This is a genomic window from Muriicola sp. Z0-33, assembly GCF_026126425.1.
Classification (GTDB): Bacteria; Bacteroidota; Bacteroidia; order Flavobacteriales; family Flavobacteriaceae; genus JAFMPW01.
Genome location: NZ_JAFMPW010000003.1, coordinates 153,399 through 180,046 on the forward strand (window position 1 = coordinate 153,399; position 26,648 = coordinate 180,046).

Here is a 26,648-nt window from a genome sequence, read left to right on the forward strand (position 1 = left end):
TGTTAACTATTTTGTTAATAATAAAGCCCATTTCACGAATTAAAGGTAGCGTCAAAAGGCTATTTTTAATTCCATAGTTTAACCAAATACCTATGGCGTTAGAATCTAACGAAAGACCAAGCCAACCCATCGCGAAGTTCGAATCTATGCTCAAAACAGACGACGTCTACTTTTTTGATGCTGAGGACTTTGAAGATATAATTCACCATTATCTCAACAACGGTAAGATCTCCCTGGGCAAGAAAGCAATAAAAATTGGGTTGCAACAACACCCTGATGCTACTGAACTGAAATTGCTTCAGGTAGAGGTATTGGTATTCGAAAATAACCTTGAAGTTGCGGAAAGTATTCTTGATGCATTGCAAATAGTAGATAGAAATAATGAAGAGATCTATGTGCAGCGCGCCAATATCTATTCCAAAAAAGACAACCATGAAGCGGCAATAATTCTTCTGAAAAGGGCCATTGAACTCTCACAGGGAAACATAGATATTTATTCGCTATTGGGAATGGAGTACCTTTTTATGGATGATTTTCAAATGGCAAAAGAGAGCTTCATGCAATGTGTAGCTGTTGATCAACAAGATTATTCTTCATTGTACAATGTGGTATATTGCTTCGAATTTTTAGAAGATTACGTTGGAGCTATCCATTATCTAAACGATTATCTCGAGAATAACCCCTATTGCCAGGTAGCATGGCACCAGTTGGGTAAACAGTACTTTACCGAACAGATGTTCGAGGAAGCCCTTGCTGCCTTCGACTTTGCCATTATCTCGGATGATACCTTCATCGGTGCATATTTCGAAAAAGGTAAGGTATTGGAGAAAATGGGTAAATACAACGAGGCTATTGAAAATTATGAAACTACTGTAAAAATAGAAGACCCTACTTCACACGCCTTTCTGAGAATGGGCAAATGCCATGAAAAATTAAACAATGATGACCTGGCAAAGTATTATTACTATCAAACAGTGCACGAAGATCCATTGCTAGACAAAGGATGGTTGGCCATTACTGATTTTTACAGCAGAAAGAACAATTTTGAAAGGGCGCTTTACTATATCAATAAAGCTATCAATATAGATGGGGAAAATGCCCTTTATTGGAAAAAATGTGCGGGAATACATGTGGCCCTAAAGAATTTTGACGAAGCAGATTTCTCATTTAAACAAACTGTAGAACTGGGGAACTATGAATTAGACACCTGGATCAACTGGGCAGAGGTACTTATCCAAAATGAAGACCTGCCTTCCGCTATAGAAATTCTGCTCCAGGGTCAGGAATTTTACCCGGAAGAAGCACAGATAGATTATAAAATGGCCGGACTCTATCTCCTGGGAAATGACCCTGAACAGGCCGAGGCCCGACTGGTCAAAGCCCTGAAAAGCAACATTAAAAAACTCTCCTTTTTTAAGTTAGAATACCCCAAGGAATACAACTCGGACTGGGCCCAGAACATTATCGCCCATTATAAGAATTCTGCATAGCGGTTTATCTTGTTAATTCGACGGAATTCTGAAAATGGGTAGGTTTAATAAACTACTTTTGTCTTTTTATTTTTTATGGCAGACCGCAAACCAATACACTACTTAGTAATTGCCCTGAAAGGAATGGCCATGGGAGCTGCAGATGTTGTCCCGGGAGTTTCCGGGGGTACAATAGCTTTTATCTCTGGTATTTACGAAGAACTGATCACCGCAATCAACAATATAAATCTTGGTCTTATAAAGGTTTGGCGCAAAGAGGGTTTTAAGGCCATGTGGCGCAGTCTGAATGGCAATTTTCTCCTGGCTCTTTTTAGCGGTATTGCCATTAGCGTAGTCTCCCTTGCAAAATTCATCAGTTGGCTTTTGGCCAACCAACCTATTTTGCTCTGGTCTTTTTTCTTTGGTTTGGTAGTAGCGAGTATTTATTTTGTGGGGAAAGCTATTGAGCGATGGAGCCTGGCCACTCTGCTGATCTTATTATTTGGTGCTGTACTGGCCTATTATATTACAACCTTACCCCCTATCGAAAATACGGCCAGTCTGCCTTTTTTGTTTTTGTCGGGAGCGCTTGCTGTTTGCGCAATGATTTTACCGGGAATTTCCGGTGCTTTTATACTGGTACTCTTAGGGTCTTATAAAACAGCCCTGGATGCTGTTCATGAAAAAGACCTCTTACTAATTGCAACGCTGGGAGCAGGAGCCATATTTGGATTGCTCAGCTTTGCACGGCTCCTGAAATGGATGTTCAACCACTTTAAAAATTTAACCCTGGCACTGCTAACGGGTTTTATACTGGGTTCACTCAACAAAATTTGGCCCTGGAAAGAAGTATTGGAAACCAAAGTATTTGGTGACAAAATCATCCCTGTAAGAGAAGAAAGCATCTCTCCTTTTTCATTTGAGGGAGATCCGCAATTTGTTTCTGCATTACTACTGGCTTTACTGGGATTTTCACTTATTTTTATACTCGAAAGATTAGCCTCGAAAAAGTAGCCATTTATAATGCATCAACCCAGATCCTTAATTGACAAGATTTTTTTGGTAATAAAAGGACTTTGTATGGGCGCTGCCAATAAAGTGCCTGGAGTCTCTGGAGGTATCGTAGCCTTTGTAGTGGGCTTTTACGAAGAATTCATTTACTCGCTCCGCAAAATTAACCTCAAAGCATTTAAACTTCTTTTTAATGGGAGGTTTAAGAGCTTCTACAAATACGTGAACGGCCAATTCCTGTCGCTGCTCATCTTTGGGATGCTGGTTAGTTATTTTAGTGTTTCCAAGATACTGGACTATTTCCTGATAAAGAAAGAACTCTTTGTATGGGCAGGATTTTTTGGAATGATCATCGGTTCTATCTACTTCATTGCCAAAGATTTTAAACACTGGAATAAAAAAACCATCATTGCCGGCATCCTGGGGCTTATAGTAGGTATTGGCATCAGTTTTTTGAGTCCGGCCAAAGAGAATGACAATCTGCTATTTATTTTCCTATGCGGTATCATCAGTGTTTCCGGGATGACCCTCCCCGGCCTCTCGGGCTCGTTTATCCTAATACTATTGGGAAATTATGTTTTACTGTTGGTAGATTCTGTAAATGCCTTATACGATACCTTTGCTGAGGTATTGCAGGGCGATTTTAGCTTTGTAAACAATTCTAAACGCTTAAACACCCTAAAAATACTGGCGGTCTTTACTACAGGTTCCGCCTTTGGCCTGGTAACCCTTTCGCATATACTGGGTTTTGTTCTGAAACATTTCAGGCACATCACCACAGCGGTAATCATAGGCTTTATTACAGGTTCATTGGGGGTGGTCTGGCCCTGGAAAAAGACCATTTTTATGCTCAACGAAGCGGGGGAAGTTTTGCTCGATTCCAATGGCGACAAAATTATCAGAAATTACGAACGCTACCTGCCAGATGTGGCACTATCAGAAACCTGGTGGGCAGTAGTATTTATCATTTTAGGAATTCTTATCTTACTAGGATTAGATTGGTATGGAAAACGAAGAAAGCAAATCGCATAATTACGGCCTGATAGGTAAAAACATATCTTATTCCTTTTCGAAGGGATATTTTACCGAAAAGTTCAGAACCATGGGGCTGAAAAACTACTCTTATCGCAATTACGACTTTCAGGACATTCAGGATTTTGAAATTATTGTAAAGGAAGAAGAGCACCTCTCTGGCATAAATGTCACCATCCCGTACAAAGAAGCAGTAATCCCCTATCTGGCGGTACTAGACCCTGTGGCCGAGGCAATAGGAGCGGTAAACACCATTAAACCAACAGAAAAAGGCCTTAAAGGTTATAATACGGATGCTTACGGATTTAAAACCGCACTAGAACCCCTCTTACAAAAGCAGCATAAGCAGGCGCTGATTCTGGGTACAGGCGGCGCTTCTAAAGCGGTGGCCTATGTACTGGGACAACTTAATATCCCTTTTAAATTTGTTTCAAGAAACCCTGCCGAAGGACAGCTGAGTTATGAGCAATTAGATGAGGAAAATATGGCAGCACATTCACTGATTATTAACTGTACTCCTCTAGGCACTTTCCCGGACGTTGAGCGGAAACCACCCATTCCTTACCGACACCTGGGCCCCGATCATTTACTTTTTGATTTGATCTACAATCCGGAAAAAACAGCCTTTTTACAACAGGGTGAACTAAGGGGTTCTGCAATTTCCAATGGGCTAAAAATGCTTGAATTGCAGGCAGAAAAAGCCTGGGAGATCTGGAATTCCTAAAATATCTTGCATTTTATAAAGAAAATACCCCGAAAATAGCCACCTACCCGAGGTTTACCATTTAACGAAGTTTAATACACTTTACTTTGACGTTATCTAGGTTGTTAGTATCTTACATTAGATATTCCAGGAAGGGAATGAAAAGACAAACTTGCATACGATGCTCGAAGAGAAAGATCATAAACTACAAAATAATGTAGGGGAGGAAGAACGTTTAGAAACTACTGATACTATAACAGACTCAGAGAAAACCGCTGAACTAGCACCTGAAGCCCAGGAAACAGAACTGCCTAAAACGGCCGAAACCAAGACAAAGGCCAAGAAGAACGAAGCTGTTGATACACCAGCTGCTTCAGCTGAAAAACCCACCAAAGTACCTCCCAAAGAGGAAATCCCCGCCGAAAAGGCAGAGGAAGCCATAGTGGATGCTGCCGTCGACAAGCCTAGTGAACCAAAAGAAACTAAGGCAACAAAAAAACAAACTGCAACTCCTACAACCACCGACAAATCCAAAGATTCGGATACGCCTGAGGCAGAAAGCGCTATAGTTCCACCTGCTATAGAAAAGGGAAAAGAGGAGGAAGAGGCCATAGAAGAAATAGAAGAATCTAATGCAGAAGACGCGGAGGATGAGCACAATCACCGTCGCCATCATATCCCCATGCTCGACTATCATTCGCTCAGTATGGAAAATCTGGTGGGCGAATTACAGCGACTGGTACGAACGGAAAAGGTGCAGGCGATAAAAAAACATGTAGATGGCATTAAATACGAGTTCGACCATAAATTTCAGGAGTTCCTGGATCATAAAAAGGAAGAATTCATAGGTAAAGGCGGTAACGAAATAGATTTCCGCTACAATTCTGTAACTAAGCGGCAGTTTAATGAGGTGTATGCAGAATACCGGGAAAAACGCAACCAGTATTATAAAAACCTGGAGCAAAACCTAAAAAATAATCTTGCCAGCAGATTAGAGATCATAGAAGAACTAAAGGGCTTGGTAAATGTTGAGGAAGACATAAATACTACCTATAACAATTTTAAAGATATTCAACGCAGATGGCGTAGTGCGGGTCCGGTTCCCAGAAATAATTACAATGATGTCTGGCGTACTTACCATCACCATATAGAAATTTTTTACGATTTTCTTCACCTCAACCGCGAGCTCAGAGATTTGGATTTTAAACACAATCTTGAAGAGAAGCAAAAGATCGTAGCCCGGGCGGAAGCTTTAGTCCAGGAAGAAGACCTGGGGAAAGCATTCAGAGAATTGCAGTCGCTCCATAAAATGTGGAAAGAAGACATAGGACCTGTTGGAAAAGAGCACCGTGAAGAAATCTGGGAGCGTTTTAGTGCTGCAACAAAGGCAATGCATGCACGCAGACAGGACTACTATAAAGACCTGGATAAGGTATTTGAAAAGAACCTGGAAACCAAGAATGAGATCATTGCAAAGATTAGTGAAATTGCAGGGAAAATTGCCAACAACCACCGGGCCTTACAGCAACAGATTAAAGAAATTGAAGCGCTGAGAGAAAGCTTTTTTAAGGCAGGCAAAGTACCTCAAAAAAATAATGAAGCCAGCTGGGCAGCTTTTAAAGAAGCGGTACGTAATTTTAATAGGAGTAAAAATGCCTACTATAAAAACCTGAAAAAAGGGCAGCAGGAAAACCTGGACAAAAAAAGGGAGTTATTGAATTTGGCTATTTCCTTAAAAGACAGCGAAGATTGGGACAGTGTTACCCCAAAAATGAAGCAAATTCAACGCGATTGGAAACTCATTGGCCATGTGCCAAGAAAATATTCGGACAAAATCTGGAACGAATTTAAGACGGCCTGCAACCAATATTTTGACCGTTTACATGCCAGCAAAAACAAGGCCCATAAGGGCGAATATGAGAATTTTGAAAAGAAGAGTGCTTGCCTGGATAAACTCAGGGCGTTTGAGCTCAGTGGTGACAAGAAAAAAGACATGGCCACTTTAAAGGGCTTTATAGAAGAGTGGAAGACTATAGGGCATGTGCCTTATAATAAAAAGAACATCAATGTTAAGTTTAATAAGATATTAGATGCCATTTTTAGAAAGCTGGGGATTAGCCGCCAGGAATCTGAGTTGTTGAAATACGGCAACAAAATTCAGCAACTGGCCAAGAGGGATAACCAGCGGGCCATTAGCGATGAACGTACCTTTATCAGGAGAAAGATAGATGAAAGCAAGAATGAGATACGGCAGTTAGAAAACAACCTGCAGTTCTTCTCCAGCGCCTCGGAAGACAACCCTTTGGTGAAAAATGTAATAGACAATATTAACCGCCATAAAGAAGCTTTAGCCACCTGGAAAGAGAAGCTGAAAAAGCTGAACATTATGGAACACAACCTCCACCGCGAGGCTGAAGAGGAAGAAGTAGAAGAGCCAGTAGCATCTTCAGCGTCCAGCGAAAACAGTCATCGCGAGTCCGAACCGGAGGAAGCTGAGAATACCCCAGACACCCCTTCCGAAGACAGTCATCGCGAGTCCGAAGCGGACGAAGCGATCTCGTCAAATATTAATACTGAAGCAGCCCAAACCGATAAGGATGAAGCGAGCTCAACAAGCTCGGAAGAAGAGTAATTACTGGCCTCCTTTTGCCAGAAGCGGAGGTCTTTTATTAGCCCTAATTTTAGTGTATATAAAGTACGCTTATCTTTTTATGGAAAAGGGATAAGGGGTGTTTTAGTGTGGATATAACAAGTTGGCATTAATTGTGACTTATCACTCATGAAGTTGATCATAAAAATATTTTTGATATGTATAATTCTTTTTGGATGTAATAACGACCAATCCAAAAAAAAGACAGATGATAAATTGTTGATTGAACAAACATCTATTAATACATCCGAAAAAAAATCTGACCTATTCAATAAGATAAAATCATTAGACAGTCTCTTTTTTGATGTTGCATATAATAGATGTGATACTGTAACGGGGCGCAAACTAGTAAGTAAAGATTTTGAATTTTATCATGACCAAGGAGGTGCTCTTTTGAATGAAACCAATGAATTAGCCTCTGACATAATGGTTGAAGACTTATCTTGGATTTGTAAGGGTACATATCGAAAATTAGTAACCAATTCAATGGAGGTCTTTCCTCTTTATGAGGAAAATGAGCTTTATGGAGCTATTCAAAAAGGTAATCACCAGTTTTATAAAGTTGAGGACAAAATACCAAATGAATTAAAGATTAATGCAAAATTCATTCATCTTTGGATACTAGAAGACAATGATTGGAAATTAAAAAGGGTTTTTAGTTTTGATCATCAAAAAGTAATTAAAAACTAATGCCAACAATGTATATAAGCCATTAAAACGGTTTATATACTAGGCCGCTAGCCACAATAGGTAAAAAACTTAGGACGAGCTAAATGAATAAAAAACACATCTTCTTAGTCTTTATATTTTTAATTAGTTTTTCCCTATCAGCTCAAGATAGGAACGAGGAAAAGCATCTTTTTATTAGAGTATATGATCCACAGGGCGTAAAATTTAACCAAGGAAATCTCATAACTATCCGCGAGAACTCAATTTTATTGAAGCGACAGAAAAAAACCTTTTCAATTGAGGTTTCAGAAATTGGAAAAATAAAGACAAAGCGGGCTCTAGGGCATAATATAGGAATGGGAGCACTCGGCGGTGCTTCAATTGGTATTATTTATGGTTTTGCACAAGGAGCAGAGGGAGGTGCTTTTGGTACAAACTCAGGTGGAGATAACGCAGTAATATTTGGAACCCTCGGATTAATGGTTGGCCCCATCGTAGGTGGATTAACTGGCATAGGAAAAAAATCAAGGTCTTTTGAAATTAATAAAGATCCTAATCAACTACGTAAATTCAAGGAATTAGTTAGCCAATAATACCTTCACTTGTTCTATAATTTAAACTGTCCACAACAAAGGATATAATTAGCCTCCAACGGAAAAAGCTTATGAACGATTTATGTTCGTTTTAACCGAAGGTTTTTCAGAAATAACCGCAACCCATACCGGCCTATTTTTATTTTTGTAGTAAATCCAGGGAATTTTACTTTGGGTGTATGAAGCCGTAGTGATGGCTCTTACCCTTCATTTTATTCATGTGATCTCTATTTTCTAATAAGGTATTCATGAATGCTTTGCATTTCTTTGCTTGTACAAAGAAACGAAGTAGGACCGCAAAGGGGAACGTACAGTGCACGTTGCACGTAAGGGGCCAGCTGTAGCGATGGCTCTTTCTCTTCATTTCTTTGCTTGTACAAAGAAACGAAGCAAAGAAAGTACACTTTTTCACTATGTGTTTTTTAAATCTAAAGATTCAAAAACCGTTCTTATGGGCTAAATTATCTCCAAGGTTTCAATAATTCTTAACGCCCATAATCACTACACTACGGAAAAAGCAGAAATTCCTTAATTTACACTATGAAATCAATTCTGTTAACTGTTTACTGTTTACTGTTAAGTATTAGCTTGTTCTCCCAATCGGATAATGTGGTTGGCGGGTACTTCCATACCACCGGGGACAAAGAAGAACATCTAATTGAATATTCATTGACACTATATGAAGACGGCACATTTAGTTTTCATTCGTATGTAAATCACAGTAAGGGGATCTCCTGGGAAGAAAATAAATACGGAAAAGGAAATTGGAGCCGGGATGGTAAAATTGTTTCTTTTTTTACAGACAAAGAAAAAGATATTGACGAAAAGCACACTTTGGATTTTAGTGATTCTAAAGCCCGATTTATTACAAGACCTGCCCGAGATAAGACAGACAGAATAATCAAAACAAGACTTCGGTTTTTTGAATCTAAAATCTTCTGGATTGAAAGAATGAAAATATTCAAGAAATAACCGCAACCCAATCCGGCCTATTTTTATTTTTGTAGTAAATCCAGGGGATTTTACTTTGGGTGAGGGAAGCCGCAGCGATGGCTCTAATTCTTCATTTTCTTTGCTTGTCCAAAGAAAACGAAGCAAAAGAAAAGACACCTTCTCCACATGAATTTTTTCACTATTAGTGAAAAACCGGTTTCAGAACTTTGCCACCCCGCCAAAGCGGGGCGAGTACCAATCAAAGCTTCTGAAACCTATTCTTGGAGAAGGAAAACCAAAATTAGCACTGCTGAATAAGTAAGAGTATGCAATGCTTATTGATAATTGTTAATTGCTAATTGTTAATTGAAATACCCTATATTAGTTACCAATGTTAAAGCAATTAAACATACTACTGCTACTGCTTTTTCTGTGTGGCAACAGCTTAGATATTGCCGCTCAGCAGTACGGCTACGTTCAATACAATACCAGCTCTGGCGCCCCTTTTGACAAGGTATCTTCAGTTGTTGAAGACGAGGAAGGTTTTATCTGGATCGGCAGCCAAAACGGCCTATATCGTTTTGATGGAGTTAATTATGACAACTATAGCACACAAACCAAGAGTCAGATAATTCATCAGCTGCATAAACGCCAGGATCAGCTGCTGTTTGTAAACGATTTAGGGATCTACCAGATAGATGAGTTGGTTACGAATCCCAGGGTAACCCCAGTCATAGAAGGCACCATAAATGAAACCGAAGGCCTGCCTTTTTACCCCAACGATTTTATAACCGGCCAGGAGGGCGAACTCTGGCTTACCCAATCTAACCACAGCATTGGACGCTGGAAAGACGGGAAATTTAACAGCTATCCGTTTTCCAAAACAGACAAGCCGCAAAAACTTGCCCTGCAAAAAGATGCCAGCGGCGGTATATGGGCGCTGAGCCCGCTGGATGGTCTGTTCTATTTTGATAAAACAGCCAATAGTTTTGAAAAAAAGAGTAATATAAAAAATGGGAGGGCCCTGTTAATTCATAAAGATTTTTTGCTGGTAGGTAACGAGGCGCTTCATATCTATAGCCTTAAAAACAATAACCCGCAACTTATCAAAACCATTGCGGTAGATGACGACCAGATTACGGCCATGTACGCAGATCAGCTAGATCAGTACATCATAGGTACCGGCAAGGGTAAGTTGTTTATTGTAGCAGATCTTAACGAAGCTCCCCGCACCATATACGGGGCCAATGAAGCGCATAGAGTAGAAGAATTAGATTTTGGTGCTATCAGCGAAATCTATGTAACCCATGACAATAAAAGTAAAAACGAAAAGCTGTGGATCTGTTCGGAAACCGGTCTGTGGCTACTGCAACAACGCTTTTTTGGTACGGTTAAAAATCTGCCTTTAAACAATCCTATCGGTATGGCCATGGGAAACAAAGGAAAAGCCTGGGTGCCCATCAACTATTTGTTCGAAATTTCGGCAGGCGAAGGCGAATTCAGCGCCCGGCCCATCTATGATAATCTGCAGGCCAACGCAGTTGCCTATGACAAAAATAACTTCCTGTGGGTAAGCACCACTACCCCGCGGGTAGCACTTTTGAAATACGCCGATGATAAACTAATACAACGCTATGATGATTTCCATGAGCGGGGCGAGGCCATATTTAATCTTTTCCCGGATAGTAAGGGCGACCTTTGGTTTTGCCAGGCACCGGTGAACAAGCCTATTCTGGGCATTGCAAAACTTAGTGCAGGTGGGGAAATTACCTACTACGATGAAACCAGGGGTTTTGCAAGCCGGGTACTGGCGTTGAAAGAAAGTTCCAGAGGCGAAATATATGCCGTGGGCATAGGGGAAGAAAGTTATTTGTACCGCTATGACCCGGAGCAGGATAATTTTGTAAACCTCAGCCCTCCCCTTCCTTTTACCGCTATGCTGAATTTTGAAGCCCATGATTTAACCATTGACGACAGGGGGGTGGTTTGGCTGGCGACAACCGATGGCCTGCTTCGCTACGATGGGGAAAAAGTTGCCCTGATCCAAAACGATATTTTAGGTCAGGAAGAGGTAAGGGGCGTCACCCACTATGCCAATGACAATATTTGGGTGGCTACGGCTACCAAAGGCCTGGTATTTCACCAACAAAATACATCTACACAATTAGGAGAAACCGAAGGGCTACCTGCAGTCATAAGTGCCTACAGATGTATAGCTACTGATGCCCAGGGCCGCCTTTGGGCAGGAACGGCAGAGGGGCTGGTATACTCGCGCATGTCTGCGGCTGCCCTGCCCTATTCTAATCCTCCCAGGATCAGGAAGATGATGATCAGCGAAAATGAAATTACCAAAAGGGCAGAAAAGGCATTGAAAGTTCAAAAGACCGAGGAACTACAATTGCATTTCACCAATTTGTCTTTTCCGGCCAAAAGTGTGGAATACCAATACAGACTACTCCCTGAAGCAGACCGGCAGATTATGTTAGAAGAACAGCTCTGGCAAAGCCACGGCAGTAACAATACGTTAAGCATTAGTCAATCTCAGCTGGGAAATTACTATTTGGAATTGCGTGCCAAGCAACCCGGAGGCTACCAATGGAGCCAGCCTTTAGCACTGCAGTTAAACGTATTTTTGCCCTGGTATTTACAAAATTGGTTCCTTTATGGGGCACTGGGGCTGGCGCTACTCTTTATAGGCTATTATTTCCGGTTTTATGTACGGCAGCGGTTTGCTAAATTGCAGCAGGTCTTAAAGTACTCTAATGAAAAGTTGGCGAAAAAGGAAGCGCAGCTCAACCAAAAGATCCAGGAATTTCAAGAGCAGCAAGAAGAATTAGACAATGCCAATTCTAATATCCAGACCCTGGAGCTTTTTATTAAAGAAATTCCGAAAAAAGCTTCCTGGGACGATGTCATCAACGCCATGGGGATAGCGGTGAACCAAGCCGATGATATCGACGCTTTTGAAATTGCTTTTAAGGAAAAAAATAATATTGTTCACAAAGGATATTCTAACCAGGAAAAAGGCGGATTTACACTTAGGGGCAAACCCTTTAACGCCAAAACCAGTTTAACCTGCTGGGCCATGGCAAATAATAAGGAGGTCTTTATCAACGATTTCCATAAGGAGCACAGCATGTACATACAGGAAAAGGAAGCCTATCATTTTAATTCCTTATTGTTTGTTCCCTTTACTTTAGAGAATGATCAGCCGGTAGTTTTGTGTGCCTATAGTCTTGAGAAAAACGATTTTGACAATAATGATTTAGTGATGTTTAGGATATTGGCCCAGTTTATCTCCTTCTCGGTTCATGAAGAAATAACAAAAAAAAGATGATGAAGCATTGGCGGTATATATTGATTTTGTTAGTGTTAGGGGGGCAACACCTTCAGGCTGCTACTGAACAAGATACGCTTACGGTTGGCATCTACCATGATCCGCCCTTTGTAATTAAGACCCAGGATAACGGCTTTGAAGGACTTAGCATTGAGCTTTGGGAGAGCATAGCTAAGGCAGAGCAGTTGCCTTTTAAGTATGAGCTAAATTCGGATTTCATCGGTATTTTAAAAAAGCTGGAATATCGGGATATTGATCTGACCATAAACCCGATGGATGTAAATGCAGCCCGGATTGCCAAATTTGATATGACCCAGCCCTATTTTATCTCCAGTATTGGGGTGGCCATTCCGTTATTAAATCGGTCTCCCCTGGCGGTGTTTATCAGTAATATTTTCTCCCTGGCTTTTTTTAAGATCATACTCTTGCTCATCTTGGTCATCTTTGTCTTTGGTTTTTTTCTTTGGCTGGTAGAACGCAAGCACAATAAATTTCAGTTCCGCCCGGGTCTTTGGGGCCTTTTTGACGGGCTGTGGTGGTCTGCGGTTACCATGACTACCGTGGGCTATGGCGACAAGGCGCCCAAGTCCAATCTGGGAAAAACTATTGCCGTTATTTGGATGTTTACTGCTGTGATTATTATTTCGAGCTTTACAGCAGGCATTGCTTCTACCCTAACAATCACGGGCCTTCAAACCGATATAAAAAGCGCGGAGGATATCAGGCTGGCAAAAAAAGTTTCAGCGGTAGGTGCCACCAGTGGCGAAACCTATTTAGAGCAAGAAGATATCCCTGTCAGCAGCACCTATGCTTCTCCAATTCTGGCGCTAAGGGCACTTGCCAAAAAAGACAATGATGTGTTGCTATACGATCATACCATCTTGCAGTATTACATCAACCGGCTCTCATTGGACGAAAAAGTAAAACTCCTGCCCTTTACTTTAAAGGAAAACTATCAGAGTTTTATGCTGCCCAAGCACCACCCCAACTTTGATGTGATCAATGTGGGATTGATGAAGGAGATCCAAAAAGAACAGTGGCAAGAATTGCAAAGGAAATATGATGTTAAAGGAAAATGATTCTCTGAAGGATCAAAGATTGGTTTTTATGTGGATTTTTCAGAAATCAGTACCCTGTATAGTTTATAGTTAAATCCAGACGCCTGAAAGAATATTTTCTTTTTTTTCATTGCCAAAAAAAGAAAGAAGTTTTTGATTATTTACCTTGTAGAGCCAGCAGAAGTGATGGCTTTCACCCTTCATTTTATTCATGTGATCTCTATTTTCTAATAAGGTATTCATGAATGCTTCGCATTTCTTTACTTGTATAAAGAAACGAAGCAGGACCGCAAAGGGGAACGTACGGGGTACGTTTCACTTAAGGGTCCAGGCGTAGCGATGGCTCTTCTTCTTCATTTCTTTACTTGTATAAAGAAACGAAGCAAAGAAAGTACACTTTTTCGCTATGTGTTTTTTAAATCTAAAGATTCAAAAACCGCTCCCATGGGCTAAATTATCTCCAAGGCTTCAATAATTCTTAACGCCCATCCTCACTACACTACGGAAAAAGGATCTCCAGTAATTAAGATCTTTGCCAACTGGCATATTTTTGGTTTTGTAGTAAATCAACAAAAGGCTGCCGCGGCAGAAGGAAACTAACCAAAGAGCATTTTGTGAAACAATAGCGGTCTGGGCAGTGCGGCCGCAGGCTTTTGGTAGTATTTCAAGTAAACCGAAAATCAGCCTAGATTTTTTTGTTTCTTTTTTCATCAATGGAAAAAAGAAAAGAAATAAAAATAAACCGATTATTTGCACTTTTTACTTGGTTCAGGTAGCAGCCCAAAAGCCAGAGAGTACTGAGAAATAGGATTATATGTCTCGGAAAGTTTAGGATTGTTTTAACAGCGCGGTTGATATTGAATACTGTATCTTGATCGCAATTAAAAGAATATTCCTAAAAATATCCTATGAAATCTATATCCAAAATCGTTATAACCCTCATTTTTTCTTGTTCCTTTGCTATCGCCAATGGGCAATATGAAATTAAGCCAGCGGAAGGATATACCCCTCAAATTGGAATCATGGTAGATATGTTGCAGGATTTAAAGGAGAGACTTCATCAGGATGTAAAGGAGCTGGACCTGGCCCAGACAGATTTCCTCTTTGATGAAAATGCCAATAGTATAGGGGCCATTCTGATGCATATTATGGCTACGGAATCTTATACTATGGTAGAAACTCTGGAAGATCGGCAATGGACAGAAGAAGAGGCAGCATTTTGGGGAGTAGCAGGTGGTTTAGGGGCCGAATCCAGAGCGCAAATCAAAGGCAAGCCCATAACCTATTATCTGGATCTTTGGGATGAACTTAGGGCGAAAACCCTCGAAGGTCTCAAAAAGAAGGACGATGCCTGGTTCGCTGCAAATATAGATGAAGGTCTGAACAACCATTGGGCCTGGTTTCACATTCTGGAACACCAGGCTGCCCATATGGGGCAGGTAGCTATTGTGAAGAAACGACTTCCGAAATAGTTGTGAAAAACAACTTTCAATTAGCAATTAATATTTAACAATAAACAATATGATTATTGGTAATTGATTAATGATTACTGCACTCCCTCTCGGCCTATTTTTATTTTTGTAGTAAATACAGGGAATTTTACTTTGGGTAAAGGAAGTCGTCCATAGAGCATTTTGCGCAGCAAAAGCGGCCTGGGCGGCGGGGAGTAAAATTCCTATAGATTTCAAGAAAATAAAAATCAGCCTAGACTTTTTTTCTTTAGTTCATTGATATTAATTGTTTTTAAAAGGAACTCATGAATCTCCTTCGTCGATTTCTTTTTTTTGGCAATGAAAAAAAAGAAAAATAGAAAAAGGGCTAATCAACATAAAAATGCTTTTTAGCCCATAGTATTATTCAAAATTGTTTACTAAACTACCGCGTCCGTTTACATTCCGGCCTTAGCAGCCTTTGTGGTAGTAGACATATCTCTTACACAGATATACTTTCCATCACGTTTCTGGAAGTAGGACATATAATTCCCATGCTCCAGTTCATTACCATCGGCATCAAATTCTGTCCAGGAACCAACTTCAACCGCACCATCACCTTCCGCAAACAAGTCTACCACTTTATATACATTGTAATTTCCAGTAGTATCATTGGCTATGTTTTTTGCAATATTCTCTTTGATGGCCGCCCTGCCGGAAAGAGGTTCCTGATTTCTGCTATAACTTATAGCATCATCACTGTAATAGGCTGCCACAGCATCAGCATCTTTTGCTTTTTCTCCGGCAGCATAGGCATCTTCCATTGCCTGAATTTCAGCCTTAACCTGATCCATGTCTAAGGCTTCCTTTTTTTCGGGTTCCGTACAGGCCGTAAAAATTATAGCCGTAAATACCAGAAAGCCAATTAGTTTAATACTTTTTCTCATAATTATATAGTGTTGATTTGCAATGAAGTTACAACTTAACAAAGGGATAGCAGCAATAAAGAAAGTTTAATTCAATAATTCGTAAATTCAACTGTCATCAATCAAGAAGCTGTCATGAAAAATTTACTTTTTCTTCTTTCCTTTTTAGTGCTTTTTTTTGCTGCAGCACAAGAAACTCCCCTCCCCGATCCTGAGGGGTATTTCTCTGCCGTGATTGTAGAAGATTTCGACAACTCCCTGAACTGGTATATCGACGTTTTGGGATTTGAACTAGTTAACCAACAGGCATCAGAAGCCAGGGGATTCCAGGTGGCCAACCTGCAGCGTGGCGGCGTAATGCTCGAGATCCTGGAGCTAAAAACTGCCCTTTCTCCTAAAAACGCCATCCCCAATTTCAATAGTAAGGCCAGGCTTACCGGTATTTTCAAGACAGGATTTTTTGTGGCCAATTTTGATGGGTGGGTTAAACATTTTAAAGCAAAAGAGGTGACATTTAGAGGCAATGTTGTCACCGACCCCGAAAGCGGGAAAAAAATGGTCATTGTTCAGGACCCGGACGGCAACCGAATCCAGTTTTTTGAAAAATAACATTAGCAATAGATCAGGGCACCCGAGTATATAGGTGAGTCCTTATTTAAAAGGTTTTTATCAGATTCAATTAGTCTAATGCTCAAAATTTGCACAGCAATAGCCTTACCCGGCGTTGACGCGCAATAATTGTTAATTGCTAATTGTTAATTGCTAATTGTTAATGGCTTCCTCTTATCTTTAGAACATCTAAAACTAATAGAATGCCAAATAAACTTCCTATTATTAAAACACTCTTCACACTTCTACTGATCGTTGCGATTGGTAGTTGTAAGCAAAAAGCCAAACCCGCTGCTGAGAATTCTACTAAACTTCCACGTATTGCCATTGCCGGATTGGCCATAGAATCTAGCACCTTCTCCCCTGCCCGCACCCATGAAGAAGCATTTCATGCCCGGGTAGCCGAAGAGGTTTTTACCTTCTATCCCTTTCTTTCCGAAGATGCTATCAACAGAAAAAGGGCAGAATGGATACCTACCTTAAGGGCCCATGCCCTTCCGGGTGGTATGGTTACCCGTGAGGCTTATGATAGCCTGGTAGGCAAAACCTTAAAAATGCTGAAAGAGAACGGCCCTTATGATGGCCTATTCTTCGATATCCATGGCGCCATGAGTGTAGAAGGAATTGAAGACCCTGAGGGCGACTTTATCATAAAGGTTCGGGAAGTTATTGGTACAGCTCCCATCATCTCTACCTCCATGGACCTGCACGGAAATGTCTCGGAACGCCTTGCCCAGCATTCGGACCTGATCACCTGCTATCGTATGGCCCCGCACGAAGATGCCCTGGAATCTAAAAAGCGAGCCGTAGATAATCTTCTGGAACGTTTGGAAAGCGGGAAGGGAAAACCTGCCTATAAGGCGTGGATACCGGTTCCTATTTTATTACCTGGAGAAAAAACATCAACCCGAATAGAACCGGGTAAAAGTCTCTACGCCAAAGTAGACCCCGTTACCCAGCAGGATGGAATTATCGACGCTGCCATTTGGATTGGTTACGCCTGGGCCGATGAATCCAGGAACCATGCCGTTGTTATGGTCACCGGAGATGATAAAACAGTGGTAGCTGATGCAGCGGAAATGCTTGCCAGTAGCTTTTGGGACGCAAGGGAAGATTTTGAGTTTGTTGCCCCGGTTGCCCCTCTAAAGGAAAGCATTGATATGGCGCTTGCCAGCCAAAAAAAGCCCTTTATGATCAGTGATATGGGAGATAACCCCACTGCAGGTGGTGCCGGGGACGTTACCTGGACTTTACAACAGCTCCTGGCGCGGCCAGAATTTAAAACCGAAAATGCGCCTTCGCTTATATATGCCTCCATTCCCGGACCTGAGTTGGTGAACAAGGCAGTCGCAGCTGGAATAGGAGCCAGAATTAGCGGTACTGCAGGGGCAGCTATAGATAACAGGTATGCACCTCCCATCCAATTAACTGGTACGATAACAGCAATAGAACATGGGGATACTCATGCGGAAACCGAGGTTGTGGTCAAAGTGGGTAGTGTCAACGTCATTGTTACAAAAAAACGGAAACCGTATCACAGAGAAACAGACTTCACCCATCTGGGACTTAATCCCAGGGAGACCGATATTGTTGTGGTAAAAATTGGCTATCTGGTACCAGAATTGTACGATATGCGGGCAGACTGGATCATGGCGCTCACCCCTGGCGGAGTGGACCAGGATCTGGAACGACTCGGTTACAAAAATATTAAAAGACCAATGTTTCCACTAGACAAGGATATGGCCACCCCGGACCTTAGCGTTCGCTGGATAGCAGCTTCGGATGATAATCCGGAATAAGTTGGCCAGGCAATCTACTATTTTTTATTTTTGAGAAGCAAACTAAATAAGATGCTATGAAAAATGTATTTGATGCCCAGGACACTGCAGCAACCATTGCCAGAATTAATAATTTAAGTCCAGACACTCAACCCTTGTGGGGCAAGATGCGTGTGGCCGAGATGTTAGCACACTGCAATGTGGCCTACGAAATGGTCTTTACTGATAAACACCCAAAACCCAAGGGGTTCAAAAAATTTCTGATTAAACTATTTGCCAAGAAGATAGTGGTGGGACCACAGCCGTATAAAAGAAATATACGAACGGCTCCGGAATTTCTAATATCGGACGAGCGCGATTTTAATACCGAGAAGAAACGCCTGATAGCTTATTTAGAAAAAACGCAGCAATTGGGGGCTTCGCATTTTGAAGGCAAAGAATCTCACGCCTTTGGAAAGCTATCAGTAAAAGAGTGGAATATATTATTCTACAAACATTTGGACCATCATTTAGGGCAGTTTGGGGTCTAGCCCAATTCACATTAAATAATACTGCAATGAAAACAATTTTTGACACTTACCATCCCGAAGGATTCAGGACGCTTAACCCCTATCTTTTTACCCAAAATCCTGGAGAATTAATTCGGTTCCTCAAAGCTGCGTTTTACGCAGAAGAGCTCAGCAGAACAGTTAATGAAGAAAATGGAGAAATCGCTAATTGCATCCTGAAAATTGGGGATAGCTGTTTTATGATTGGTAAGGCCCGTGGAGAATTCGAAGGGATGAGCACGGCCCTATACCTCTTTGTAAATGATGTGGACCTGGTACATAAGAATGCCCTGGCCCATGGAGGCATATCAGTACTTGAACCTGCAGATATGGATTATCAGGACCGGCAGGGAGGTATAAAAGACCCGGCAGGCAATTATTGGTGGATTTCCAAAAGACTGGTAAACGAAGGGTATTAAAATCAATGCCGCAGCACAACACACAAGGTTTTCTGGAATTAAGAGGTTAGGCTACCAGGCGGATTCGGCTATTGGTAAGCCGTTCTGCCCGCTTTTTAATCCCCAGGCACATCTTCCTGTCCATCGCAAAAACAATAGGCTCCAAAAGGACCTTAAAAATAAAATTAGTTTTAGCAGAGGAAGTGTATGTCACTCTGTTTCTTGAAATAAAACGCGAAGACTTTTCGTCTATCTCTTCTATATACCAAAGCCATGTGAGATGAAGAATATTAGAAGGTGAGGATTGCTTTGGGTCGAAAGTGTCGTTTATATCTAAATCCAACCAATTCTCTATGGCCATACCCCTGCCTGGTTCGCAATATACAATAGGGTAAGCCTGCTCTGGGCCAAAAGCTACCATATCATCCACTTTTGGGTGTTGAAATTCTGATAATACGCGGTCCGAATTGTAGATATTTAATCCACTGATATTCTCAAGGGCCTCATAGCTGTAAAAGCCTCCCTTTCCCTGGCCAATCTGAGCAATCCATGGCCATACATCACTTGCAGGCGCCTGGATGATGACCCCATGCGTAAAAGCAGATTTGGGATTGGGAACAATTTCATCCACAGGAAAAGATTGCGCTGCTTCCAGCTTACTCATGCCCCATCTGCTTCGGAGATCTTTTAAAAAAAAGGTGAGATAACATAAGAGGATAACAAATACTCCTTCTATACCTTCAAGGATTTGCATAAAAGTAAAAGCAGGCCTTGATGTACTCATGATGCCTGATTAAGTACAGATTCCATATGTTTTTTCCACCGCTTTAATCTGGGAATGGTAGAAAATGCTCTGATCTCTGCTTCTTCCAGAGATATCCCCATTTTGCGTGCAATGGCAATGTTCTTTTTAATTTTTTCTTCCATAGTAATGCCGGGGTCGGTAAATGCCCCGTGCTTATAACAGTATTGGCAGTACTCTGTATTTACACTCCCGTCTATATGAGTGCCGAATTGGGATAAATGGCGAATTGGCATCCCACAACTTTCACAAATGTTCCTTTTAGCAGTTTCCATAATTAGTATCTCTTTTTTTCAAGCATAAAAGTTAGTACTCCCCCCAGTTCTAAAAAATGATAATAGTCACATTATCAGACTCAATGGCAAATGACATTTGTCATAGGCCAGGTTGTTAGAATCGGCTACTTTCCAGCACATAAACTAATTTTCATTGTTATGACTACTAAAAAGGATGATAAAAGCAGCTGGGCTATCGGCGGGATGACAATTGTAGGTGTAGGTGTGGGTCTTATTTATGTGCAGACCGCACCACTGGTAATGGCGGCCGCTGTATTAATTGGATTGGGCCTGGGCCTGGTAATTGCCCCTATAATTTCCAATGTAAAAGGAGGGGAGTAAAGACTAATCGGATTTTGTTGTAAAATGTAGATGTTGGGTAAAAAACCCGAAATGTGGTTATTACCATGACCAACACACCTGAGCTAAATCAGCTTTGAACTTTATTAAATTGAGCAATAAATCTTTAAGAAAGATTACTTGGCCACCTTCATGTATCTGGTCTCTCTGCTAACAGTTAGCACCACCTGCTTTTAGTTTACCTCCTTTTATTCCTTCTGTTTCCGCGATATTTGTTTTTTGGCTTGTGCTTTCTAAAATTGCCTTTTTGCACGGCTCGTTCAGTTTGTTGAGATACCGGTCCTGGTTCAAACCCCGCTACTATTTCCCTGGGTAATTTTTCCGCTAATAACTTTTCTATACCTCGGATATACTCTTTTTCTTCTCCACTGACCAAAGAAAGTGCTTCTCCGCTAGCCCCTGCCCTTCCGGTCCGGCCAATTCTGTGCACATAATCTTCGGGCACATTAGGGAGTTCAAAATTGATAACATGTGGCAGCAGTGGAATATCAAGGCCACGGGCAGCAATATCTGTAGCTACAAGCACACGCACTTCTCCCTTCTTAAATCCTCCAAGGGCTTTAGTTCTGGCACCCTGACTCTTATTACCGTGTATGGCGGCGGCTGTAATAGCCTTTTTGTTCAGCTTTTCGGCCAATCTATTGGCGCCGTGTTTGGTCCTGGTGAAGATCAGGACCTGTTTCCAATCCCCTTCGTTAATCAGTTTTATTAAAAATTCTGTTTTTCTGGCCTTGTCTATCAGGTACACTTTTTGGTTCACCTTTTCAGCAGTGCTGTTCTCCGGAGTTGCCTCAACCAATTCAGGGTGGCGTAAGAAAGCATTCGCCAACTTTTTAATTTCCTTTGAAAATGTAGCTGAAAACAATAAATTCTGTCTCCTTGCAGGCATCAGGCTCAGTATCTTTTTAAGGTCTCTCGCAAAGCCCATATCTAACATGCGATCTGCCTCATCCAGTACAAGGATCTCTACACTGGCAAGTGAAAAAACTCGCTGATTATGCAGATCTAATAATCTACCAGGAGTGGCCACTAATATATCAATTCCATTTCTCAAAGCTGAAATCTGTGGCTTGGCATTTACACCACCAAAAATAACAGTGGCCCTGAGGTCTACAAACTCTCCGTATTCTTTAACATTGGCGTGTACCTGTGCAGCAAGTTCTCTGGTGGGAGTTAAGATAAGGGCTCTGACAGGGCGTTTACGCAGCCGCTGACCTTTATTCAGTATCTGAAGTAATGGTAAGGTAAATCCGGCTGTTTTACCCGTACCGGTTTGGGCAGCACCCAACACATCTCTTCTTTCTAAAATAATTGGGATTGCCTTTTCCTGAATGGGAGAGGGTTCAGTATATCCTTTTTTATCTATAGCTCGTAATAAGGCTTCGGATAAGCCAAGGGACTTAAAAGTCATATAAATTGTTTAATCAATGACAATTTATATAAAGTGCCATGCATTAGCGAAGCGGCGAAGGTACACCGAATTTTAACTACAATTACAAGAAGTTGAAAAGTAGAGCAATATTTCGCTCTTTGCTATAGTATTGGAGTAATTAAAGTTAGACCCCCAACAATCGTAGTTACTTGGCCACATTCACCGATCTGGTCTCCCTGATTACGGTCACCTTTACCTGCCCTGGATACGTCATATCTGTCTGGATCTTTTGGGAGATCTCAAAAGACAATTGGGCCGCTTTGTCGTCACTGACTTTTTCGCTTTCGACAATTACCCTCAATTCTCTCCCGGCCTGGATGGCATAAGCTTTCTGCACCCCGCCAAAGCCAAAGGCTATATCCTCTAAATCCTTAAGGCGTTGAATATAGGAATCCAATACCTGCCTTCTTGCTCCGGGGCGTGCGCCGCTAATAGCATCGCAAACCTGGACAACCGGGGCAATCAGTGTTTTCATCTCTATTTCGTCATGGTGGGCACCAATAGCGTTACAAACATCTGGTTTTTCACCATGTTTCTCTGCCCATTGCATCCCGAGAATAGCATGGGGTGTCTCTACCTCAGCTTCCGTGTTAGGCACCTTTCCAATATCATGCAGCAGTCCGGCCCGTTTGGCCAGTTTTGTGTTCAAACCAAGTTCGGCCGCCATAACCCCACAGAGTTTGGCAACTTCTCTTGAGTGCTGCAAAAGATTTTGTCCGTAAGAAGAACGGTATTTCATTCGGCCAACGGCCTTAATCAGTTCTGGATGCAACCCGTGGATGCCCAGATCTATTACAGTGCGTTTGCCAACTTCTACAATCTCCTGTTCTATTTGCTTCTCGGTTTTACGCACTATTTCTTCTATACGTGCGGGATGTATCCGCCCATCCGTTACGAGTTTGTGCAATGACAACCGGGCCACTTCTCTCCTGACAGAATCAAAACAAGACAAGATAATGGCCTCAGGAGTATCATCTACAATGATTTCCACTCCGGTGGCAGATTCCAGGGCGCGAATATTTCTTCCTTCCCGACCAATGATTCTTCCTTTAACGTCGTCAGATTCAAGGTTGAAAACTGAAACACAATTCTCTACAGCCTCTTCTGTCCCAATACGCTGGATGGTGTTGATCACAATTTTCCTGGCTTCTTGTTGTGCGGTAAGCTTTGCTTCTTCGAGGGTGGTCTGCATATAGGCCATGGCATCTGTCTTTGCAGTCTCTTTTAGGGATTCTAATAACTGACTTTTGGCATCTTCCGCAGAAAGCCCGGAAATTACCTCAAGTTGTTGTACCTGACTTTTATGTAATTTTTCGAGTTCAGATTGTTTCTTTTCATAGAACTCGCGCCGATGTTCTACTTCTTTGAGTTTATTACTGAGTTGATTGTTAAGGTTTTTGTTTTTGGACAGTTCCCCACTGATCTGAGATTCCTTATCTCGTGTACGTTTTTCGGCTTCCGAGATTTTCTTGTCCTTATTGATGATAACCTTTTCGTGCTCCGCTTTAAGTTCCAGAAACTTTTCCTTGGCTTGAAAGATCTTGTCTTTCTTGATGTTTTCACCTTCGGCCCTGGCATTTTTTAGAATAGAAGAGGCCTCCTTTTTAGCATTCCCAATGGTCCTTGAAGCTTTTCCTTTTTCTAACAATTTGGCGATAATAAAACCTAATACTATCCCTGCAAGTGCGCCTATAATAATTGTTGTGACATCCATGGTCTTGATTTATAATTTTCTTCCCTTTCAATACGAATAAGGAAGCACTTGATATTGAGTGGCAGCATCCACTCCTGGTACAGGGCAATGATTTTCTAATTTAAAGTTATGGTACAAAAAAACCCACATTGATGAAGTTCTGTACAAACTCCAGTAAACAGGTTTAGGGCTAACAGATTGATCAAGGATCCTTTACAAGAAGGCTTGCTTTTACAACCTAAACTCACCCTTTTCAAACAAATTAGTGTTGAGTTCGTCAAAAATTAAATACCAATGTGGGCAGTAACTTTATATTATTTCAAATGAACTTATTTTATACTAAGCTTGGAATTTACCAACAGATCCAAAGCTTTTAAACGCTCTGTAACCTCTTTTGTATCTTCCATGCTGTCTATACCCTTCTGCTCTATTTTAGAGGCAAATTGCAGGGCACACATGGCTAAAACGTCCTGTTTATCCCTGACAGCATAATTCTGCTCAAATTTTTTGGCAAGCTGTTCTATGTTCTTAGCAGCTTTACGCAATCCTTCTTCCTGACTTGGATCAATCGTCAACGGATATACGCGGTCTGCAATAGAAAGCTTTATTTTTAGCTTTTCTGCCATATTTCTATTCTGCACTATTCAGATAACTGTGCAATACAATAGTCCAGTTCTCTTACAAGTGAATTTATTTTGAGCTTCGCTTCTGTTTTATTCGTATCACTGCCCAGCATCGAATTCGCAAGCTTCAGGGATTTATATTTATCCTCCCATTCCAAGACCGAATTTAGGGTAATATCGTGGTCATTTTTTAAGCTGACCAATTCCTCTTCCAGTTTTTTATTAGTCTGATTAAGCAACTCTAACTTGTGCAGTAGCTTACTAATTTTATTCTCAAGAGAATCAACGATTTCAACCAATTCGCTCATGTGCAAATATCAATGCGATTATAACAAAGTTAACACACATCCGACGACTTCGCAATAGTTTTAGCATTTATTCTTCAAGTAATACTTTAATACTGTTGAAACCTTTGAGACTTAGGGTCTGGCAAACTTTTTGAAGGCCATAACCAATACAGCTCCCTGGCAATTTTTAAAAATATTGAAATTTTCCGGGTTTTGAGTTTCAAAGGTATTGACTAATTTCGTGTTAACTTATCTACTATGAAAATAGCTTTTATTGGTTTTCTTATGTTACTGTCTGCCGCTCTGAACGGGCAAGGCAATTACCCGAGGGATGCCTTCAGATCACCATTGGACATTCCCATTATTCTGGCGGGGACATTTGGTGAACTAAGATCAAATCACTTTCATTCGGGGATCGATATTAAAACACAACAACGTCAGGGTTTACCAATTTACGCCATTGGGGATGGTTCGGTAACCAGGATAAAAGTGGCACTATGGGGCTACGGCAAGGTGCTTTATGTTGCGCACCCCAATGGATATACTTCTGTCTATGGCCACCTTCAAAAATTTTCTCCTAAAATTGAAGCTTATATTAAAAATCTGCAGTACCAAAAAAGGGCCTATGAGGTAGAAGATTTCCCTGATTACGGTGAGATTAAAGTAGAAAAAGGTGAAATAATTGCATATTCCGGCAATACTGGTGGCTCTTCAGGACCGCATTTGCATTTCGAAATCAGAAGCAGTATTTCTGAAAAGCCTACAAACCCTTTGTTGTATGGCTTAGAAGTCAGGGATGCTACCAACCCTATACTATCGCAACTTTTTGCCTATCCATTGTCCGAAAATGCACAGGTGAATCAGAATGAGGAGAAAATCAAGATTAACTTTAAAAAGCAACAAGATGGCTCTTTTCTGGCCGATAAGGTATACGCTGCCGGCACCATTGGTTTTGGCTTAGACACTTATGATCGCCAGGATCTGGCAGCAAACAAAAATGGCGTTTTTGGAATTCGCCAACTGGTCAATGGAAAAGTATATACAGCATTGGATTTTGAAAGCTTCTCCTTTTCCGAAACCCGATATATAAATACCTTAATAGATTACGATCATTTTGGCAAGTTCAGGTCTCGGATCATTAAATGCTTCAGGGTGCCCGGAAATTCGTTGAGCATTTACAAGACCCTCCATAACAATGGTAAAATAGTTGTTCGGGAAGGACTCTCGTACAATGTTGAAATCCTCATAACCGATCTGGAAGATAACACTACCAAGCTGGTAATTCCGGTAGAAGGAAGGCGTGGTACGGTACTGGAAGAGAAAAACAAACTAATTACCGATCAATTTGTTCTGGCCAAAAAACCAAATAACTATGATCTGGGTGCAGCCACGGTTTATTTTCCACCAAATACCTTTTATGAGGACTTTTATATCGATCTAAAAAAAGGTAATGACACCGTCACTATCCACAACAATCAGGTGGCCGCACACAGGAATTTTACAATCACTTTTGACGTCTCCAGGTACTCCGAGAAAGAAAGGAAGCAACTCTTGATTGCAAGATTGGATAAAAAATTACGGCCTTCTTACGCCTCAACCTATAAAAGAGGGACTACATTTACCACCAGAACTCGCAATTTAGGCACCTATACACTGGTGCAAGACACCATAGCACCAATTGTAAGGGCCAAAAATTTCAAGGAGAAACAATGGTTAAATAATTATCGCTATCTCAGTATTTATATTGCCGATGACCTTAGTGGGATTGATTCTTATTCTGCAACACTCAACGGTGAATGGATCTTAATGGAATACGAACCAAAGAGAAAGACACTAACCTATAATTTTGATGACATAATCCTGGATAAGACCCAATGTGAACTTAAATTAGTAGTCAAAGACAATGTGGGCAATACCACTACTTTTAGCAGAAATTTTTACAGAAAATAGCAGTAATTAGCACATAATACATACGGCATACGTGCCTGGCACCCCGCAAAGAGTTGATTTTTATAAATAAAAGTTGCCGTAA

General features: G+C 41.2%; 24 protein-coding genes and 1 other RNA gene. 17 read left to right on the forward strand and 8 right to left on the reverse strand.

Annotated features, from left to right (window positions below):
* Positions 1-92 precede the first annotated feature (92 nt).
* From J1G40_RS06335 to J1G40_RS06385, 11 genes are all read left to right on the forward strand, one after another.
* Positions 93-1,490 (forward strand): tetratricopeptide repeat protein, encoded by a 1,398-nt coding sequence (locus J1G40_RS06335; protein ID WP_265241767.1) that lies wholly within the window; start codon positions 93-95, stop codon positions 1,488-1,490.
* Between the two features lie 75 nt (positions 1,491-1,565).
* On the forward strand, positions 1,566-2,483 hold the full coding sequence (locus J1G40_RS06340; protein ID WP_265241768.1) for a DUF368 domain-containing protein: 918 nt from the start codon (positions 1,566-1,568) through the stop codon (positions 2,481-2,483).
* A gap of 9 nt (positions 2,484-2,492) precedes the next feature.
* The gene (locus tag J1G40_RS06345; protein WP_265241769.1) at positions 2,493-3,512 is read left to right on the forward strand and encodes a DUF368 domain-containing protein; all 1,020 of its coding nucleotides are present in this window, start codon (positions 2,493-2,495) and stop codon (positions 3,510-3,512) included.
* Positions 3,484-4,236 carry a shikimate dehydrogenase family protein gene (locus tag J1G40_RS06350; RefSeq protein WP_265241770.1) on the forward strand — a complete coding sequence of 251 codons (753 nt, stop codon included), beginning with the start codon at positions 3,484-3,486 and terminating at the stop codon, positions 4,234-4,236. Before J1G40_RS06345 ends, J1G40_RS06350 begins: the two co-directional genes overlap by 29 nt.
* Positions 4,237-4,396: 160 nt before the next feature.
* A complete protein-coding gene (locus tag J1G40_RS06355; protein WP_265241771.1) occupies positions 4,397-6,847 on the forward strand; it encodes a DUF349 domain-containing protein in 2,451 nt (816 codons plus the stop codon).
* Between the two features lie 147 nt (positions 6,848-6,994).
* Entirely contained in the window at positions 6,995-7,555 is a 561-nt protein-coding gene (locus J1G40_RS06360) for a nuclear transport factor 2 family protein (protein ID WP_265241772.1), read from the forward strand.
* An 83-nt stretch (positions 7,556-7,638) separates the two neighbouring features.
* Positions 7,639-8,127: a hypothetical protein gene (locus J1G40_RS06365; protein ID WP_265241773.1), complete on the forward strand. Its 489-nt coding sequence runs from the start codon at positions 7,639-7,641 to the stop codon at positions 8,125-8,127.
* Between the two features lie 540 nt (positions 8,128-8,667).
* The gene (locus J1G40_RS06370; RefSeq protein WP_265241774.1) at positions 8,668-9,099 is read left to right on the forward strand and encodes a copper resistance protein NlpE; all 432 of its coding nucleotides are present in this window, start codon (positions 8,668-8,670) and stop codon (positions 9,097-9,099) included.
* Positions 9,100-9,451: 352 nt separating this feature from the next.
* Positions 9,452-12,397 carry a GAF domain-containing protein gene (locus J1G40_RS06375; RefSeq protein WP_265241775.1) on the forward strand — a complete coding sequence of 982 codons (2,946 nt, stop codon included), beginning with the start codon at positions 9,452-9,454 and terminating at the stop codon, positions 12,395-12,397.
* On the forward strand, positions 12,394-13,476 hold the full coding sequence (locus J1G40_RS06380) for a substrate-binding periplasmic protein (protein WP_265241776.1): 1,083 nt from the start codon (positions 12,394-12,396) through the stop codon (positions 13,474-13,476). The genes J1G40_RS06375 and J1G40_RS06380 overlap by 4 nt, the downstream gene beginning before the upstream one ends.
* An 887-nt stretch (positions 13,477-14,363) precedes the next feature.
* Positions 14,364-14,927 (forward strand): DinB family protein, encoded by a 564-nt coding sequence (locus J1G40_RS06385; protein ID WP_265241777.1) that lies wholly within the window; start codon positions 14,364-14,366, stop codon positions 14,925-14,927.
* A 416-nt stretch (positions 14,928-15,343) separates the two neighbouring features.
* Here J1G40_RS06385 and J1G40_RS06390 read toward each other — a convergent pair whose 3' ends face one another.
* Complete coding sequence (locus J1G40_RS06390) at positions 15,344-15,832, reverse strand: YybH family protein (protein WP_265241778.1); 489 nt, start codon at positions 15,830-15,832, stop codon at positions 15,344-15,346.
* Between the two features lie 114 nt (positions 15,833-15,946).
* Here J1G40_RS06390 and J1G40_RS06395 point away from each other — a divergent pair, with 114 nt between their 5' ends.
* The 4 genes from J1G40_RS06395 to J1G40_RS06410 all read left to right on the forward strand — a co-directional run bounded on the left by J1G40_RS06395 (position 15,947) and on the right by J1G40_RS06410 (position 19,165).
* The gene (locus J1G40_RS06395) at positions 15,947-16,420 is read left to right on the forward strand and encodes a VOC family protein (RefSeq protein WP_265241779.1); all 474 of its coding nucleotides are present in this window, start codon (positions 15,947-15,949) and stop codon (positions 16,418-16,420) included.
* A 203-nt stretch (positions 16,421-16,623) separates the two neighbouring features.
* A complete protein-coding gene (locus J1G40_RS06400) occupies positions 16,624-18,219 on the forward strand; it encodes a M81 family metallopeptidase (RefSeq protein WP_265241780.1) in 1,596 nt (531 codons plus the stop codon).
* A gap of 56 nt (positions 18,220-18,275) precedes the next feature.
* Complete coding sequence (locus tag J1G40_RS06405) at positions 18,276-18,728, forward strand: DUF1569 domain-containing protein (RefSeq protein ID WP_265241781.1); 453 nt, start codon at positions 18,276-18,278, stop codon at positions 18,726-18,728.
* A 26-nt stretch (positions 18,729-18,754) separates the two neighbouring features.
* Positions 18,755-19,165: a VOC family protein gene (locus J1G40_RS06410; RefSeq protein ID WP_265241782.1), complete on the forward strand. Its 411-nt coding sequence runs from the start codon at positions 18,755-18,757 to the stop codon at positions 19,163-19,165.
* A 46-nt stretch (positions 19,166-19,211) separates the two neighbouring features.
* Here J1G40_RS06410 and J1G40_RS06415 read toward each other — a convergent pair whose 3' ends face one another.
* Together J1G40_RS06415 and J1G40_RS06420 are read right to left on the reverse strand one after the other, a co-directional pair.
* Positions 19,212-19,928 carry a hypothetical protein gene (locus J1G40_RS06415; RefSeq protein ID WP_265241783.1) on the reverse strand — a complete coding sequence of 239 codons (717 nt, stop codon included), beginning with the start codon at positions 19,926-19,928 and terminating at the stop codon, positions 19,212-19,214.
* Positions 19,925-20,221: a zinc ribbon domain-containing protein gene (locus J1G40_RS06420; protein WP_265241784.1), complete on the reverse strand. Its 297-nt coding sequence runs from the start codon at positions 20,219-20,221 to the stop codon at positions 19,925-19,927. Before J1G40_RS06420 ends, J1G40_RS06415 begins: the two co-directional genes overlap by 4 nt.
* A 159-nt stretch (positions 20,222-20,380) precedes the next feature.
* Between J1G40_RS06420 and J1G40_RS06425 the strand changes: the two genes are divergently transcribed.
* Positions 20,381-20,563: a hypothetical protein gene (locus J1G40_RS06425; RefSeq protein WP_265241785.1), complete on the forward strand. Its 183-nt coding sequence runs from the start codon at positions 20,381-20,383 to the stop codon at positions 20,561-20,563.
* Between the two features lie 196 nt (positions 20,564-20,759).
* Here J1G40_RS06425 and J1G40_RS06430 read toward each other — a convergent pair whose 3' ends face one another.
* From J1G40_RS06430 to J1G40_RS06450, 5 genes are all read right to left on the reverse strand, one after another.
* Positions 20,760-21,992: a DEAD/DEAH box helicase gene (locus tag J1G40_RS06430; RefSeq protein WP_265241786.1), complete on the reverse strand. Its 1,233-nt coding sequence runs from the start codon at positions 21,990-21,992 to the stop codon at positions 20,760-20,762.
* A gap of 166 nt (positions 21,993-22,158) precedes the next feature.
* On the reverse strand, positions 22,159-23,727 hold the full coding sequence (gene rny / locus J1G40_RS06435) for a ribonuclease Y (protein WP_265241787.1): 1,569 nt from the start codon (positions 23,725-23,727) through the stop codon (positions 22,159-22,161).
* Positions 23,728-23,872: 145 nt separating this feature from the next.
* A non-coding RNA gene (gene ssrS, locus J1G40_RS06440) (6S RNA) lies at positions 23,873-23,980 on the reverse strand.
* Between the two features lie 55 nt (positions 23,981-24,035).
* Entirely contained in the window at positions 24,036-24,332 is a 297-nt protein-coding gene (locus J1G40_RS06445) for a cell division protein ZapA (RefSeq protein WP_265241788.1), read from the reverse strand.
* 14 nt (positions 24,333-24,346) lie between these two features.
* Positions 24,347-24,637 (reverse strand): hypothetical protein, encoded by a 291-nt coding sequence (locus tag J1G40_RS06450; RefSeq protein ID WP_265241789.1) that lies wholly within the window; start codon positions 24,635-24,637, stop codon positions 24,347-24,349.
* Positions 24,638-24,874: 237 nt separating this feature from the next.
* Here J1G40_RS06450 and J1G40_RS06455 point away from each other — a divergent pair, with 237 nt between their 5' ends.
* Positions 24,875-26,566, forward strand: coding sequence for a M23 family metallopeptidase (locus tag J1G40_RS06455; RefSeq protein ID WP_265241790.1), 1,692 nt, complete (start codon positions 24,875-24,877; stop codon positions 26,564-26,566).
* The last annotated feature ends 82 nt before the right edge of the window (positions 26,567-26,648 follow it).

Coding starts and splice junctions, on each gene's coding strand:
- J1G40_RS06350 (WP_265241770.1), top strand. CDS start 3,484: ATGGAAAACGAAGAAAGCAAATCGCATAATTACGGCCTGATAGGTAAA.
- J1G40_RS06445 (WP_265241788.1), bottom strand. CDS start 24,332: ATGGCAGAAAAGCTAAAAATAAAGCTTTCTATTGCAGACCGCGTATAT.
- J1G40_RS06450 (WP_265241789.1), bottom strand. CDS start 24,637: ATGAGCGAATTGGTTGAAATCGTTGATTCTCTTGAGAATAAAATTAGT.
- J1G40_RS06335 (WP_265241767.1), top strand. CDS start 93: ATGGCGTTAGAATCTAACGAAAGACCAAGCCAACCCATCGCGAAGTTC.
- rny (WP_265241787.1), bottom strand. CDS start 23,727: ATGGATGTCACAACAATTATTATAGGCGCACTTGCAGGGATAGTATTA.
- J1G40_RS06390 (WP_265241778.1), bottom strand. CDS start 15,832: ATGAGAAAAAGTATTAAACTAATTGGCTTTCTGGTATTTACGGCTATA.
- J1G40_RS06400 (WP_265241780.1), top strand. CDS start 16,624: ATGCCAAATAAACTTCCTATTATTAAAACACTCTTCACACTTCTACTG.
- J1G40_RS06405 (WP_265241781.1), top strand. CDS start 18,276: ATGAAAAATGTATTTGATGCCCAGGACACTGCAGCAACCATTGCCAGA.
- J1G40_RS06365 (WP_265241773.1), top strand. CDS start 7,639: ATGAATAAAAAACACATCTTCTTAGTCTTTATATTTTTAATTAGTTTT.
- J1G40_RS06340 (WP_265241768.1), top strand. CDS start 1,566: ATGGCAGACCGCAAACCAATACACTACTTAGTAATTGCCCTGAAAGGA.
- J1G40_RS06360 (WP_265241772.1), top strand. CDS start 6,995: ATGAAGTTGATCATAAAAATATTTTTGATATGTATAATTCTTTTTGGA.
- J1G40_RS06430 (WP_265241786.1), bottom strand. CDS start 21,992: ATGACTTTTAAGTCCCTTGGCTTATCCGAAGCCTTATTACGAGCTATA.
- J1G40_RS06410 (WP_265241782.1), top strand. CDS start 18,755: ATGAAAACAATTTTTGACACTTACCATCCCGAAGGATTCAGGACGCTT.
- J1G40_RS06395 (WP_265241779.1), top strand. CDS start 15,947: ATGAAAAATTTACTTTTTCTTCTTTCCTTTTTAGTGCTTTTTTTTGCT.
- J1G40_RS06375 (WP_265241775.1), top strand. CDS start 9,452: ATGTTAAAGCAATTAAACATACTACTGCTACTGCTTTTTCTGTGTGGC.
- J1G40_RS06345 (WP_265241769.1), top strand. CDS start 2,493: ATGCATCAACCCAGATCCTTAATTGACAAGATTTTTTTGGTAATAAAA.
- J1G40_RS06385 (WP_265241777.1), top strand. CDS start 14,364: ATGAAATCTATATCCAAAATCGTTATAACCCTCATTTTTTCTTGTTCC.
- J1G40_RS06420 (WP_265241784.1), bottom strand. CDS start 20,221: ATGGAAACTGCTAAAAGGAACATTTGTGAAAGTTGTGGGATGCCAATT.
- J1G40_RS06425 (WP_265241785.1), top strand. CDS start 20,381: ATGACTACTAAAAAGGATGATAAAAGCAGCTGGGCTATCGGCGGGATG.
- J1G40_RS06380 (WP_265241776.1), top strand. CDS start 12,394: ATGATGAAGCATTGGCGGTATATATTGATTTTGTTAGTGTTAGGGGGG.
- J1G40_RS06370 (WP_265241774.1), top strand. CDS start 8,668: ATGAAATCAATTCTGTTAACTGTTTACTGTTTACTGTTAAGTATTAGC.
- J1G40_RS06355 (WP_265241771.1), top strand. CDS start 4,397: ATGCTCGAAGAGAAAGATCATAAACTACAAAATAATGTAGGGGAGGAA.
- J1G40_RS06415 (WP_265241783.1), bottom strand. CDS start 19,928: ATGAGTACATCAAGGCCTGCTTTTACTTTTATGCAAATCCTTGAAGGT.
- J1G40_RS06455 (WP_265241790.1), top strand. CDS start 24,875: ATGAAAATAGCTTTTATTGGTTTTCTTATGTTACTGTCTGCCGCTCTG.